The organism is Sediminicola luteus, assembly GCF_002514735.1.
Lineage (GTDB): Bacteria > Bacteroidota > Bacteroidia > Flavobacteriales > Flavobacteriaceae > HQA918.
Map to the genome: position 1 here is coordinate 883,146 of NZ_KZ300476.1, position 15,406 is coordinate 898,551.

Below are 15,406 nucleotides of genomic sequence, written 5' to 3' on the forward strand. Positions count from 1 at the left end.
TATCTTTTAGTCTGTACTATATTACTTTAAGGTCTTTATATAGGCCAATAAATCGGCTACTTGGGTATCGGAATAATTTTCCAGCAGACCTTTAGGCATAAAGGAACGGCCACCCAAATAGCCTTTTTCCTTAATATCGGCCTCAGGTACGAAAACGGTACTGCCTCCCATAAAGGCAATGGTAACCCCTTTGCCATCGCGTTTAGACAAGTAACCCTCTACCGTACCCCCGTCTTTTTTGGTTACACGATATAAGGCATAACTACCTTCCATGGCCGCATCCGGGTCCAATAAAGCGGTAAGTAAGGCCTCGTTTTCCCTGTGGGCCGAACCATCTAAGGCCGGAGCAATCTGTTGTCCTGCGTTACCCACACTATGACAGGCCAAACATACTTGGAACAACGGCTTACCCGCTTCAGGGTCCCCTCCGCCTTTTTCGGCTATGGCCATAAAGTGATCGAGTTTTTGTTGAAACTGGGCCTTTTCGGCCTCCATGGCCTGTTTTACCCCTTCATAAATCGCCTGTGTCTGGGCATTTTCGGGATCGTTCTTTTGCATACGCTCGGCACTGGAGATATCAAAAGCATCCAAGCCCAATGTTTTAGCGCTATATAGTTCGCGTAAAAGCTGACCACCTTCTTTCGAGCCTGACAATACCCTAACGAACTTTTGCGATTGGGCCAAATCGGCATTGGACAAGAGGGATCTTGCCAAAGTGTTTGATTTGCCCGTATCGGTCTTTACCAAATACGATAGGGCCAACTGGCGCATACCCATACCTAGGTCGGAATCAGAGGCCAGGGCCGTAAATATATCGGCATTGCTTTTGCCTTCCATGGCCAGGGCTGCCATGATAAGCTTTAGGGTAGCCTCGTCGCCACGTTTTTTATCAACCAGGTTTCGAATGGTCTTTTGCACCCCGGGTATCTGCATTTTTGTGGTCGCCGACAAACCTAAATCGGTATCGAAACCACTCTCGCTTGTTATCAGGCTTTTTACCAAGGGCGACAATATACGCGAAAGCTCGGGCGATTGCACCTCTTGTTGCCTGGCCAAGGCCATACTCACATAGGCTTCCGCTTTTTCGGTGTTTCCAATAACCGGTTTCATGGCTTGGTAAACTTTAGGGTCCTGTAACATAGAGGCAATCAAAACAAAGGTCGATTCGTCCAATTCAGCTGGGGTATTGGCCTTCCAAAGGGCTAAAAACTGCCTTTCTTTTTCGGGCGATGTCAAAGCCTGGCCCGCCCATATAAGATTGCCTCCCTTATGCCCCGAAACTTTGTCAGATTCCATATAGGCCAATAATTCTTTAGGGAAAGATTCTAGGGCCTTTCGGGCCAAGAAGCGCTCGAACCTTCTTTCGTAGGCACCTCCCATTTCGTTCCCATCCAAAACCGGCTTGCAGGCATCGATCAAAATGCCCAAAGCCTGTTCGTTAATACTACCCGATTCCGCTAGGGTACGAAGCACTTGGGCACGTACCATAGGGCTCTTATCTTGGGCCAAAGGAGCTATGGTAGCCACTATGGTATCAAAATCCAGCATAAAGGAATTCATGGCCCTAACGGCTTCGCGCCTCAAATTATGATCTTGGGCCTGTAGTAAACTATTTAGGGCAGCTTCCGAGTAGTCCCCTATTCCTTCTATAGACCAAAGGGCGGCAATTTTGGTAGGTGTATCGCTGGAAGTATCTTGAATCAATGCCTCCAATTCCTTCTTCAGCGTCTGTGTTTCGGCCTTGGGTCTATCGGAGATTTGATGCCAGGCTGCCCGTTTTTGCCATAAGGATGGTGATTTTAAATGTTGTACCAGTTCAGCCGTAGGCACTTCATACATATTAGGCACCTCGCGTTTTTTGGCCCCGGTATAGCGTACACGGAAGATACGTCCATGTGCTTTATCCCTATCCGGATGGGTAGTGGGCAATTCGTTATGTGAGATTATCTTATTGTACCAATCGAGTATATACAGGCATCCGTCTGGGCCAAATTCCATATTTACTGGACGGAACCAATCGTCTTGACTGGTTAAAAAATCGGGTAAATGCTCGGTGGTCAGCGAACCATCCTCGTTACGAACGATCTTAACTGCATTTACACTACTGGTAATCGCATTGGCCAAAAATGCCACATTACGGTACGCTTCCGGAAAAGAACCCGAGGTATCGCCCATAAAAGCCAAACCCGAAATACCGGTACCTCCCACCCTAAAATCGTGCAATTTGGGCAACCAAGGTTGGTAGTCGCGAAAACGTTCGTTTCCGATGCCCGGAAATCCGCTCTGCGATTCCATAGGATTAATGGAATACCCCAAATCGTTGGCCTCGGTGCCATACCATTCGCCTGTATTCAGTAGGGAATACCCCCAAATATTGTTAAGCCCCGAATTTACCAATTCTATTTTGGCACCATCTAAAGAGAAACGGGCATTTTTACTAAAATCGATACGTACAGAATCACCACTGATCAAAGAATGCACCGCACCTTTGTTCAAAGCGCCATGACTAAAGTTCACCCAATTGCCCGGGGCACGGATCAATAAATGGGCCATGGTATGGGTATCGGTTATACCAAAACCAGTGAATAAACGGGTTCGTTTATCGGCCTTTCCGTCATTATCGGAATCGTCCAAAAAGAACAACTCGGAACCTTGGGCCACGTAAGCACCACTTTTATAGGGTAGTATACTTTGTGGAATCGCCAAACCGTTGGCCCAAACCTTGGATTTCACCTTGCTATTACCATAAAAATCAGAGAGTACCACGATTTTATCCGTTCCCTTGGTTTTGCCTTCGTACAGGTCAAAATTCTTCCTAAACGAAGGATTCTGCCTTTGGGCTTTGGGGTTGTTCATCAATTTCAACAACTCGTGCCATTTAATATCGGCCACCGGATCCATAGGGTACATTTCGGCCGTTTGGGTCCATAACCTTCCTGCATCGTCAAAGGTCATGTCAATCGGATTGACCACCCCATCTTCTTCACTGGCCACCAGTTCTACCACGAAGCCTTCGGGTACGGAAAAGGTTGCCAACTGCTCCTTGGGACTTAATGCGGCGGTACGAAACGAATGGGTACGTCTTTCTGCCGCAACTTCCTGATTCTTTTCAAAAGCCTCTTTTAGGCCCTTATCCTTGCCACCACAGCCTATAACCAATACTACTAGCGAGGCCATGATGCCCCATTTCATTTTCTTGTTCAACATAAAAATCCCTTCTGGTTTTTTTGGTTTATAATGGGGTAATCTCCACATGTTTGAATTCAATTTTCGCCTTGCCCCCACTGTGTAGTTGCAATCCGAAAACCCCAGCTGCCGGAATGGCGGCATTGGTCTCTTCGTACTCACAGGTCAAGACTCCGTTTATGTACAAGCGATGGCGGTTGCCCTCACATCTGATGATATAGCTGTTCCAGCCCTCTTCCTTCAATAATTTAGAGGCAATTTCAAGGGAGCCACTTACTAACTTGCCCCGGCGATGTTCGTCGTATATATCGCCCCAATAGCCTTTACCTATATCGGCCTGGTACCCTATAATATTACCGTGTTCGATTTGGGAACGGTATTGGATACCGCTATTGATAAGCCCGGTCTTGTGATCCCCACTGATACGGAACAAACAACGGAATTCAAAATCGGCATACTTTTCTTTGGTCACCAAATAGGTGTTCACAGGTATTTTTCGTTCGCCATCGCCTCCGGTGATTACACCATCTACCACCTTCCAAAACTTGATGTTTTCAGTTTTAACGGTTTCCCAACCACTCAAGTCGGTACCATTGAACAATACTTCTTTTTGAGCTTCCTGGGCCCTACTATTTATACTGATGCAGAGCGTTATGAACAAATACACGCTAAATTGGATTCGCTTCCCCATAGATTCTTGTTTTTTTCCATTTAAAAAAGGTATAGCACGCCTTCCCTTTTTTACATTCGCAAATTAGTTTCAATTCTAGGCGGCATCTACCTGCCTTTTGATAATATCCGATACTTTTTTTGCTTGACCGATCAACGATTGGCCCAAAACTGTAAATATTCATTATTTTACGACCATGAAACTACAGTTACTGAACCGCACCAGCCCCGAACATGTTTCTTTTACGGTAAGCGACACCATTTACAATAGCTCTATCGGCATCTGGCACTACCATGCAGAATTTGAGGTAATCGCCTTTTTGAGTAACAGTGGCACCCGTTTTGTGGGCGACAGTATCGGTAAATGGGTGTCTGGCGATGTTTTTCTTTTAGGCAAAAACCTGCCCCATATGTGGCTGGAAGATGAAAGCACCAAAACCTTAGAGCCCCAAGAAGAAGAAAGATCGGAAACCGTGGCCGTACATTTTCTCAAAGAGTTTATGGGACCTGAATTTTTCGAAAAACCTGAACTTAGGCCTATAGACCAGTTAATGAAATTGGCCATGCGAGGCATCCGATTTCCTCAAGTACCGGAACATGTACTAAAAAAAATAAAGGCGATGGTGCATAACGACCCCTTACATCGATTGCTTGGTCTTTTGGAGGCACTGCAAGAGCTTTCGAAACTAAAGGAGTTAGAGGTATTATCGAGTCCGGGTTATGTGAATCCATCCCATACCAATCGAGATAGTAGGTTGCGCAAAATCAATGAGTTCGTATTCGCCAACTTTAAAAATGACATCAGCGCCCAAGATGTGGCCCAACATATAGGTATGAATGCTTCGGCTTTTAGCCGCTACTTTACCCGAATACATAAAAAAACATTTACAAGCTTCTTGAACGAAATCCGGATAGGCTATGCCTGTAAACAGTTGCAGGAAGCGGAAATCAATATCTCGGCCATTGCCTACGGATCAGGGTTTAATAATCTGTCGAATTTCAATAAACAATTCAAGAATATAACCGGTACGGCACCCAGTAAGTATGCTAAATTATATACCGATAACCACATAAGCTATCGAATTGGGCAAAAATAACACCGCATATAGCACGAACTAAGGTAGTATACGGCCGCGGCTTGGTTTAGTTTTGTGAACATGTTATAGAACATTAGCAGGAAGATAAATGACCGACCCTTTTGCATTTAACACCAAGTACCCCTCTATTCCCCATTTGAGGGAAAAAGCGAAAAGCCGCATCCCGAAATTCGCCTTCGATTATTTGGATGGCGGCTGTAACGAAGGGGTCAATCTGAAACGGAATACCGAAATAATAAGGCAAACCCTTTTACACCCTAATTACCTTTCCGAATTCGCTGGAACTTCTTTAAAAACGGAACTTTTCGGCCATGTTTACGACGCCCCTTTTGGCATTGCACCCATTGGTTTACAGGGACTTATATGGCCTAATGCACCACAAATTTTGGCCAAACTGGCCCACAAGGCCAACATTCCCTTTATTCTGAGTACAGTTAGTACCGAAAACATGGAGACCATTGCCCAATTGACCGAGGGACGGGCCTGGTTTCAACTCTACCACCCGGCCAAGGCGGCCCTGCGCAACGATCTTATCGATCGGGCCAAGGCCATAGGTTGCCCGGTATTGGTATTACTTTGTGATGTACCTAGTTTTGGCATTCGCCATATGGAAATAAAAAATGGGCTGGCCCTTCCGCCCAGAATATCGGCCCGTAATATTTGGCAAATACTCCAAAAACCCAAATGGGCCTGGGCCACGCTGAAACAGGGGAGCCCCAGTTTTAAAAACCTAACGCCCTATATGCCCAAAAACCAATCGTTGAAGCAATTAGGCCGCTTTATGGACCAAACCTTCGACGGTCGATTGGATAGGGATAAAATTGCCGCTATACGTGATATGTGGCCTGGAAAGTTGGTTTTAAAGGGGGTGGCTACTAAAAGCGATGCCGAAATGGCAATTGAACTGGGTATAGACGGACTCTTGGTCTCTAACCATGGGGGGCGTCAATTGGATGCCGCAGAGGCTACCGTAGAGTCTTTGGATAGGATCCTGACAGATTTTAAGGGCAAAATTCCCCTTATGATGGATAGCGGTATACGGAGTGGGGCCGACATAGGACGTACCATGGCCCATGGCGCCGATTTTACATTTTTGGGCCGCTCGTTTATGTATGCCGTTGCGGCCTTGGGTCGTAATGGAGGGGATCAAGCTTACGCAATTTTATCACAAGAGTTGAAACAACTTATGACTCAAGTTGGTTGTTCGAAACCTGCCGAGTTACCAAAATTCTGTAATCCAAAACAATAAATAACTACAACAAAATCCGATAACAAATCGAGGCATTACTTTTACTCAGAAAAGTTTGTTAAGGCTATAGAACCTACCCTCTTTAACCTATCAAATCTAACATGGGTAGGTCATAAAATGGAACAACTAACCTAAGTATAACCCGATGTTACCAGCGATTACACCAGTTATAACGACTCATCGAATCTTAGCAATCAGTTTAAGCATAGTATAGGCACCCCCCAAGTAAATATGCCAAACTATATTCACAAAACCACTTGAGAACCTTTTAATAAACCGTTTGGTTGGGCACAGCTTCTATTTTATACGTTCAAAATAGGGTAAGCGTTCTAGAGGCACCTGTACCGTTATGGTACGGCCTCCCCTATAGGTTTTGCCCAAATCCGATTTCCATCTGCCCTTGGGTAACACCACGGTACGGGTGCCTTCGCCTTTTTCGAGAAGGGGGGCCACCAATACCTTGTCCCCCAACATAAATTGATCGTTTACCCTAGCGAACCCCTGATTCGGAAAATCGAACTCCATGGGCCTTACGATGGGTGCCCCGGTTTTGGCTGCTTTTTTGGCCAATGCTAGAATGTAATCGGTAAAGCCTTCCCTTATGTTAACCGCTTCTTTAACGGCGTTAAAGTGCTTTTGCCCCAAAATACGCCAGGGGGCCACGGAAAATTGCATCATGGGCATTAGGGCATGTACTTGGGTAGATCGCACGACTAAGTCTTCATCCATAACCGCACCTTCCAAAAAAGATGTATACTGGCCTCCTCCGATCATATCCGGACAACTAAAAGGGTAGCCCATTAGTCCGGTTAAGGTCATATGCGGTATCAACTTTTGAAGATCGCGCCAATCGTGGTTTTTATCGTGCAGGCGTTGTACCAAGGCTTGTCCGCCCATTTTCCAGGTAGCCCTATATTCATTAAAAGGATAGTTAAGCCCAATCTGGGCAAAACGCTCCGAATGTCCATTGGGCCCTATGTCTTTATCCGATACCAAATCAACATAAAAACGGGCATCACCGGCATCTAATTTAAAACCATCTACCCCATATTCCTTGGTTAAACGGTCTAATTCGCCAGTAAACCAAGCCTCACCCGATGCAGCCGTCAAATCGACCAAAGCGCTATACCCATTCCACCATTTAACCATGGCCGGTTGCCCATTTTTGTCGCGCATAAAACCACCTTTTGGGGCCAGGGCCCTAAATTCGTCGGAGTCGGCACTAACAAACGGACATACCCATAGCATTACCTTAAAACCCATTTGATGCAACTCGGCCATCATGGCCTTGGGGTCGGGGAATTTACCCGGATGGAAGTTCCATTTCCCATAATCTTCCTGCCAGGTGTCATCGATCATTATAATTCCGGGAGGTAAGCCGTTTTCAATAATCCCACGGGCATAGGCCAAAACATCGGCCTGGTTTTGGTTATAGGTCAATTCGATCCACGTATTGTACTGCGGTATAGAGAAAAAAGCTTCCGGTGGCATTTGGCCCGAAGGCGGAAAATAATTGGCACTCGCATATTCAAAAGCCTCTTTAAGGGTAGTACCGGCTTTTTTATGATCAATGGTGGCATAGGCCTTATCTACCTTTACCATGCCTTCGGCATACTCAAATCGGTAGGGCTCTTCCGACCAGATAACATCGCCGGTATTTGAAAGTATCAAGGGCTGTAACTGATTGCGCCAAACCTTTCCGTACAAATCGGCAGAATATCCCGGATTCAATGGCATTTTGTGCCCTTCTCGGATAATACCCGCCCACAATTCGGCCCCATCTTTAAGTGAAACCATCTTTTCCAAGTTTTGTGCCTTAGCCGAAAAAGCCAATATGCACGCCATCCCAAAACAACATAAACTCCTCAATACCATATATATAAATTTAAAATAACTGGTTTTACGGTCCAAACCGAAACCAAAATTTCCGCATGAAAGTAGTGGGTTTTCCTGTTACAACCATACTGGTAGGGTCTGGTAGGTTTTTAAGATTGGATTGTCAAAAGAAACGGTAAAACCGAAATGTTTCACCTTACTAGGCCCTTAGACTATCGCTAACCTTTTTTTCAGAAGAGACCCCTACATTTCGAAAACCCAAATCTAATATGGCTTATTTTATTTTTTTTATAAATTGCAGGCAGCAGATGCATCAAATTGGTAATTGCGTCACCTATAAATGCCCACAAAAATAGAACATATAGCCCCGAAATTGCCCAAGGAAGTTTATGAGAACATCCGAAAAGGCGATACCCGTGCTTTTACCCTATTGGTGGCCGAATACGAACAATGGGCCTACAATTTTATACTGCAATTGGTAAAATTGCCCCATGAGGCCGAAGAGCTATCCCAAGCCTTGTTCATTAAATTATGGGAAAACCGGACGAAATACGACACCGATCGCGCTTTTGAACCCTATATGTTTCGTATTGCCAGAAACCTTGTCGTAGACCATCTTCGTAAAAAAGCCAGAAGAAGCGCCCACAGGCAAGAAATTTGGCTAGGAATGCAAAAATTACACAACCCCACCGAAGACGATCTGAAACTACAGGAATACCGCACCATTCTCTCCGAAATCTTGGATAGCCTACCCGAACAGAAAAAACGCATTTTCTTACTTTCTAGGGAAGAAGGTAAAAGTAACCAAGAAATTGCCTCGCTATTGGGCATTACCCCTAAAACGGTTAAAAACCATCTTTGGAAAACGCTACAAACCATTAAAACGGATTTGGCCCCACATATTTCCGACTTAACCCTGCCCGCCCTACTCCTTTATTTTCTAGGGAGTTAAACCAAACCAACCGGTAAATTTTGTTTTTTTTCAAATTGATTTGGGACTTTGACCCCAATGGCCCGTATACATAATAGATAACGCGAAATACACAAACTTTCATTCCATTTTCATGAAGGCACCAAATGATTTAAAGCAACTTTTCCTAAAGTACTTGGAGAATGACATGACTCAGGAGGAATTCGATGCCTTTATGGATCTCATCAATGAACGCCCCGAAGGATTGGCGCAACTAATCGACTCCCATGGGATAGACCCCACCGAACTGGGAAAAAGAAAAGATTTTCAACAAAGACCATCACCCGAATTTTCGAATCGCTTGCTCGAAACCATTGCTACCCCTAAAAGGAACCCAAAGGCCATGTGGCGCCCTTATTTTGCCATTGCCGCTACCCTAATCGTTTTGGTAGCCATAGGGCTAGGCCTTTTTATGGCCCCGGAAGCCAATACCGTGAATACGCAAGAGGTTGTAGCAGGTAAAAACGAACCAGGTAAAGAAAACATCGTTCTTAAACAGGCCGATTCCCAATTAAAATTGGTAGCGGAAAACGGAACACTTCAAATTTTCGATGCCAATGGCAAGGTGAGTGGTCAACAAACGGGGAATACCCTTAGTTACACCCAAGAAATGGGAGCCCCCGAAGAAAAACTGGCCTTTAATGAACTTACCGTACCTTATGGTAAAACTTTTGACCTTCAACTTTCTGATGGCAGTCATGTAAAACTGAATGCGGGTACTACCCTTAAATATCCCATTCGATTTTTAAAAGACCACCCTAGACAGGTATACCTTGAGGGGGAGGCTTATTTTGAAGTGGCCCACGATCCAAAACATCCGTTTACGGTTCATGTAAACGACAAAGAGGTTCGTGTACTGGGTACGGCCTTCAATGTATCTAATTTTGCCGAAGATGGTACAACCAACACCGTCTTGGTGTCTGGATCGGTAGCCTTGAGCAATACCGATGCCACTGGGCCCGACACTTTATTAAAACCTGGTCAAAAAGGGGCCTGGCACCATGTAGACCAAGCATTAGTCGTAGAAGCCGTTGACATTGATCTGTATACCGCATGGACCAAAAATCAAATGATCTTAAAAAAGACCGCCTTTGGGGCCATTCGTAAAAAATTGGAACGAAAGCATAACGTAACCATAGAAAACCGTTATGGCCTGTTAGACGTACAGGTGTATACCGTGACCTTTGGCGACGAGAGCATAGAAGAGATCTTGGAGGCCTTTATGGAGGATATACCTTTTGACTATCAGCGTAACGAAAACCATATTATAATAACAGCAACAACTCAACAAAACACTTTGCCTATGTAAGACCACCTCAAATGAACACCTAAAGATCAGACATAAAAAATACCGGCAAATGTTGGCGCATTTAACCGGTATGGTCGTGATCTTAACCAATTGAACGTTAAATCACAGAATCACAACAAAAGTATGAAAAAATCAAACTCGCTAGGGGTACCGAGCGGATCGGTTTCCTTGGTATTTAGTTTAAAAATGAAGCTGACCGCCATTCTTTTACTGGTATCTCTACTACAGATCCATGCGAACACCTATTCGCAAGACACCAAGGTAAGCCTAGACCTTAAGGAAGTACCTATTGAAACGGTTTTCAAGAATATGGAAACCCAAACCGGATTTAAGTTCCTGTACAACCACGACAAGGTCAATACCGACCGCACCGTAAGTGTAGTGGCCAAAGATGAAGCCATTGCCCAAGTTTTGGAACGTATTTTTAATGGAACCGATGTTTATTTTAAGTTCAAGCGTAACTTGATTATCTTAAAAAAAGGAAAGGTTAAAAAGGCACCCCTGCCTCAATTGGCCCAAGAAACAATCAATGCCAACGGTACCGTTCTCGACGAAAACGGCTTGCCCATGGCCGGGGCCTCTGTGGTAGAACAAGGCAGCTCTAATGGAACCTCAACCGATTTTGACGGTAAGTTTTCACTTCAAGTTACCCGAGGTGCCACCCTTACGGTTTCTTATATCGGGTACACCCCAAAAACAGTTACGGCTAGCAACGAAAGTCCGCTAAGCATTCAGTTGCAGGTAGATGCAAGCAACCTAGAAGAAGTAGTTTTGGTAGGCTACGGTTCGCAGCGGGCCAAAGATGTAACCGGTGCAGTTAAAGTATTGGACGACTCCGAATTTAACCAAGGAGTAGTGAATTCTCCTGGGCAATTACTACAAGGAAAGGTTTCTGGGGTAAACATCACCTCCGGTACCGGTGAGCCTGGTAGTGCCATAGATATTAACATACGTGGGGTAAACTCTATAGGATCGGGCAGTAACCCACTTTTCGTTATCGATGGGGTTCCTGTAGAAGGTGCCTCTGCCGGGGTTAACGGTCTGGGTGGTATCGGTACCACCAGGGCCAAAAGTCCATTAAATTTCCTAAACCCGGCCGACATTGCCAATATTACCATCTTAAAAGATGCCTCTGCCACGGCCATTTATGGTACCCGTGGTGCGAATGGGGTGGTATTGATCGAAACCAAAAAAGGAAAATCGGGTAAAGGTAGTTTTAGTTACGATACCTATTTAGGGGTATCTAGTGTAGCCCGTAAGATCGATGTATTGGATGCCGAGGCCTACAAAAGGGAAACCGCCCGTTTGGCCCCTATTGTAGGAAGGGATCCTGCCAGTTATATAGACCCAGCCAATGCAAATACCGATTGGCAAGACGAAATATATAGAACCGCCATTACCCAGAACCACAGCATCTCTTTTTCAGGTGGCGGCGAAGTGTCACGATTCAGTGCCTCTATGAGTTATTTGGAGCAGGAAGGATTGATTAAGAACACAGGGCAGGATAAATTTACGGGTAGATTGAATGCCGAAACCCGACTGTTGGACGACCGCTTAAAACTCAGGGGCTCTATAGCCATTGCCAGTATTGAAGACGAAAGCCAGGCCACAGGTGGTGGAGCATCTGCCAACGGTAATTTGCTTACTTCAACCCTGAGGGCCAACCCAACAGCCGCCCCTTACGATAGTGAAGGCAATTTAAACGCCAAAGCTGGTTCTCCCGACAATCCGGTTTCGTATTTCGAGCTGTATCGCGACAGGGCCGAATCAAAAACCCTTTTGGCCAACACCAATGCCACTTATACGATATTGGAAGGTTTGGAATATAAATTGAATTTAGCCTATGAAAATTCCGATGTTGATCGCGTAGTACGTTTGTACCCGAACTCCGATATTGGGGGCGATATAGACGAAGGTGGTGTAAACTCCAACTCCTCGGAAATTTCGAGCTTCTTGGTAGAAAACTATCTTTCGTACCAGCGCATCATCAATGCCTTTGACCTAAACCTGCTCTTGGGGCACTCGTACCAAGAGTTCAATAACAAGGGTACCTTTATCGGCCGTTCTGGTTTCAATACACGCGAAATAGACCCCATTTTTAATATTGGGATAGCCGAACGTACCGATTTTGTCGGCTCGTTTACCAACGAACGTAAACTTCAATCCTTCTTCGGTAGGGTAAATCTTGGTTATAAAGACAAATACCTTTTAACCGCCTCACTGCGTGCCGATGGTTCTTCGGTCTTTGGGGAAAACAATCGTTACGGCTATTTCCCATCGGCCGCATTAGGCTGGCGTATCAGCGAAGAAGAATTTATGGCCAACAATGGCGTATTTAGCAACTTAAAACTTCGTTTGGGTTGGGGACAGACCGGTAACCAGGCCGTACCGGTTAAGGTTACCCAAGGGTCTTTTACCTCTAGTGAAGGTAATGGGTATGCCTTTGAGGGTACTACCGTTGTCAATGGTATTACCGTGGCCCGTACACCCAACCCCGACCTAAAGTGGGAGGTAACCACTCAATCGAACATAGGTTTGGACTGGGCTATTCTCGACGGACGTATAAACGGTACCTTCGATTACTTTAACAAAACCACTACCGATCTCTTTTTAGAAGTAGCCGCGCCGGCACCTACCGTGGTAAGTACTATTTTTGTGAATGCCGATACCGAGATCGTTAACCAAGGTATAGAATTCGCCGTTTCGGCCAATTTGGTCCAGAGCGAAGACTTTAGTTTAGATGTATCTGCCAACGCTTCCTTTATTGATAATGAGGTGAAAAATCTAGATACCGACATTCTGGTAGGTGGTATTTCGGCCCCGGGTGCCTCTGGTGAGACCAGTAGTATTTACCGCAGTGGTTACCCTGCCGCCTCTTTCTATATGAAGCGTTTCGAAGGTTTTGATGCCGATGGTTTCGAGATCTTAAGTGAAGAGAACGAAATCGTGGGCGATCCACTGCCCGAGGCCATCTATGGTTTCGACATCAGTGCCATGTATAAGCAATTCGACTTGGGCCTTAATTTCAATGGTGTAAGCGGAGTAGATATTTTCAATAATACCGCCCGCGCCTATTCCAATGCCTCGTCTTTGGCCCAGAACGGAAACAACATCTTTACCCACTATCTAGATGCTGCCGAAAACCCGACACGGGCCGTGGTAACCTCTTCTAGATATATTGAAAGTGGCGATTTTTTCAGGTTGAACAATGCCACCCTTGGCTATAGGTTCAATACCGATAATTTGAACTGGCTCAGTGGCCTGCGTATGTACGTAACCGGACAAAACCTATTCGTTATCACCGATTATTCGGGATACGATCCAGAGGTAAACACGGCCGGAAACAATGTATATGGAGTCGATTATGCCGCTTACCCCAAGGCTCGCACCTTTTTATTGGGACTAAACGTATCATTCTAAACCTGAAAAAGAAAAACGATGAAAAAATCATATCTAATCGGATTGTTCACCTTTTTGGGAATAGTCTCGTGTAATATTGAAGAAGAAATATTGGATGAAGCCTTGGGTAAGGAACTTATAGACAATGCCCAAGTAGAGAACTTGATCGCTCCGGCCTATAACCAATTACGCGATGTTTACGGTCATAGGGCCTTATTCGCCCTACAAGATTATTCGTCGGATAATGCCATGCTGCCTACCCGCCAAAACGACTGGTTCGATGGGGGCACTTTCCAAGAATTGCATCGCCACGATTGGACCGCTACACACGCCTATGTGCGCGATACCTGGAACCATCTGATGTCAGGTATTGGTAATGCTACCCAGGCCCTTACCTTGGTAGACCCTGACAGCAGGGAGCATGCCGAAATGTTGGGCTTACTCGCATTTTATATGGCAACCACCCTTGATCTTTACGACCAAGTACCGTATAGGGGAATTACCGATATCGACTTCAATGCGCCTTCAACCATATTGAAAGGTGAAGCGGCCTTTACCGAAATCATCAGTATCCTAGATCAGGCCATGCCCAAACTAGGAAGTGGTAAAGACGGGGTTCGTTTCAATCAAGATGCCGCTAAGGCCCTTAAGGCCCGTATGTACCTTAACCGTGGTGTGTACCAGAACCGTTATGGGAGCGCCACTTTTGATAGTGCCGACATGCAAGAGGTTATTACGCTATGTAGCGAACTGATTGGTTCGGGTAACTACGCTTTGGAAAGCGAAGATTACTTTAAACTTTTTGATCCTGACAACGAAGGGAACAGTGAAATTATCTTCGCCGTTAAAAACGAACTTACCTCACCCAGTTTAGGCGGGGCCAGTGTAACCCGTAACTCTACCAACGGTATGTCCAGGGGTTATTTTTTAACTCCTAGCCGTGGTATCCGTGGTTCTGATGCCGGTTGTACCCTACCAGAATTCCTTGATACTTTCGATGCCGAAAACGATCCCAGGTTCGCCAAGCGTTTTTACCCGGCCGAAGAAGGCGCTATTCCGCTAGAGGAATACATAATCAGTCGTGGTTTTCAAGAAGGCCAGCAATACGGGGCCAAAATCGTTGACGGTGCCTTTTCCTATAATGCCGATGGCCTTTTGGAAATTACCGCCCTACGCAGTACCCGTGACCAATCTTTGGCCAACCACACCCGCGATGTAAACTTGATCGCCGTGAACCAATCTACCGGGGTTCGTGTGATCAAGTGGGGCATCGATACCCGTAACGACAACCGAAACGACACTGCGGTAGACATCCCAATTTTCCGACTGGCCGATATTTACTTAATGCGTGCCGAGGCCGAGGCCCGTAACGGGGGTTCTGCCTTAAACGATGTCAATGCCGTTCGTACCGCCCGTGGTGGTGCCGATTTTGCCTTGGCCGCTGCAGACCTTAGCGATGTGTATAACGAAAGGGGCTTTGAGTTCTATTGGGAGTACCACCGTAGAACGGATCAGATCCGTTTTGGCAAATGGGAAGACTCTTGGACCGACAAAACCTCCAGCGATACCAATTACAGGATTTACCCGATACCACCGGCTTCGGTAGCCGTTACCCCAGGTTTGGAACAAAACCCAGGATATTAACTCAAGTGAATTAGTTTTAATAATTATCAAGACCGAGGCCGCCCATT

The 15,406-nt window shown here is 45.6% G+C and carries 9 protein-coding genes; 6 read left to right on the forward strand and 3 right to left on the reverse strand.

Annotated features, from left to right (window positions below; all coding sequences use genetic code 11):
• Positions 1-21: 21 nt before the first annotated feature.
• Both B7P33_RS03625 and B7P33_RS03630 read right to left on the reverse strand, forming a co-directional pair.
• The gene (locus B7P33_RS03625; protein WP_216359348.1) at positions 22-3,177 is read right to left on the reverse strand and encodes a PVC-type heme-binding CxxCH protein; all 3,156 of its coding nucleotides are present in this window, start codon (positions 3,175-3,177) and stop codon (positions 22-24) included.
• A gap of 55 nt (positions 3,178-3,232) precedes the next feature.
• Positions 3,233-3,877: a 3-keto-disaccharide hydrolase gene (locus B7P33_RS03630; RefSeq protein WP_097440573.1), complete on the reverse strand. Its 645-nt coding sequence runs from the start codon at positions 3,875-3,877 to the stop codon at positions 3,233-3,235.
• A gap of 175 nt (positions 3,878-4,052) precedes the next feature.
• On the opposite strand from B7P33_RS03630, the gene B7P33_RS03635 reads away from it, so the two are divergent.
• Both B7P33_RS03635 and B7P33_RS03640 read left to right on the forward strand, forming a co-directional pair.
• Positions 4,053-4,952, forward strand: coding sequence for an AraC family transcriptional regulator (locus B7P33_RS03635; protein ID WP_097440574.1), 900 nt, complete (start codon positions 4,053-4,055; stop codon positions 4,950-4,952).
• Between the two features lie 88 nt (positions 4,953-5,040).
• Positions 5,041-6,201, forward strand: a complete 1,161-nt coding sequence (locus B7P33_RS03640; protein ID WP_097440575.1) for an alpha-hydroxy acid oxidase — start codon at positions 5,041-5,043, stop codon at positions 6,199-6,201.
• Positions 6,202-6,498: 297 nt separating this feature from the next.
• Here the strand turns inward: B7P33_RS03640 and B7P33_RS03645 are convergent, their stop codons facing one another.
• Positions 6,499-7,998, reverse strand: a complete 1,500-nt coding sequence (locus tag B7P33_RS03645; RefSeq protein ID WP_216359349.1) for a glycoside hydrolase family 31 protein — start codon at positions 7,996-7,998, stop codon at positions 6,499-6,501.
• A 379-nt stretch (positions 7,999-8,377) separates the two neighbouring features.
• On the opposite strand from B7P33_RS03645, the gene B7P33_RS03650 reads away from it, so the two are divergent.
• The 4 genes from B7P33_RS03650 to B7P33_RS03665 all read left to right on the forward strand — a co-directional run bounded on the left by B7P33_RS03650 (position 8,378) and on the right by B7P33_RS03665 (position 15,359).
• Complete coding sequence (locus tag B7P33_RS03650) at positions 8,378-8,989, forward strand: RNA polymerase sigma factor (protein ID WP_097440576.1); 612 nt, start codon at positions 8,378-8,380, stop codon at positions 8,987-8,989.
• Between the two features lie 112 nt (positions 8,990-9,101).
• Positions 9,102-10,316: a FecR family protein gene (locus tag B7P33_RS03655; RefSeq protein ID WP_097440577.1), complete on the forward strand. Its 1,215-nt coding sequence runs from the start codon at positions 9,102-9,104 to the stop codon at positions 10,314-10,316.
• A gap of 123 nt (positions 10,317-10,439) precedes the next feature.
• Positions 10,440-13,736, forward strand: coding sequence for a TonB-dependent receptor (locus B7P33_RS03660; RefSeq protein WP_097440578.1), 3,297 nt, complete (start codon positions 10,440-10,442; stop codon positions 13,734-13,736).
• A gap of 18 nt (positions 13,737-13,754) precedes the next feature.
• Positions 13,755-15,359 (forward strand): RagB/SusD family nutrient uptake outer membrane protein, encoded by a 1,605-nt coding sequence (locus tag B7P33_RS03665; protein WP_097440579.1) that lies wholly within the window; start codon positions 13,755-13,757, stop codon positions 15,357-15,359.
• The last annotated feature ends 47 nt before the right edge of the window (positions 15,360-15,406 follow it).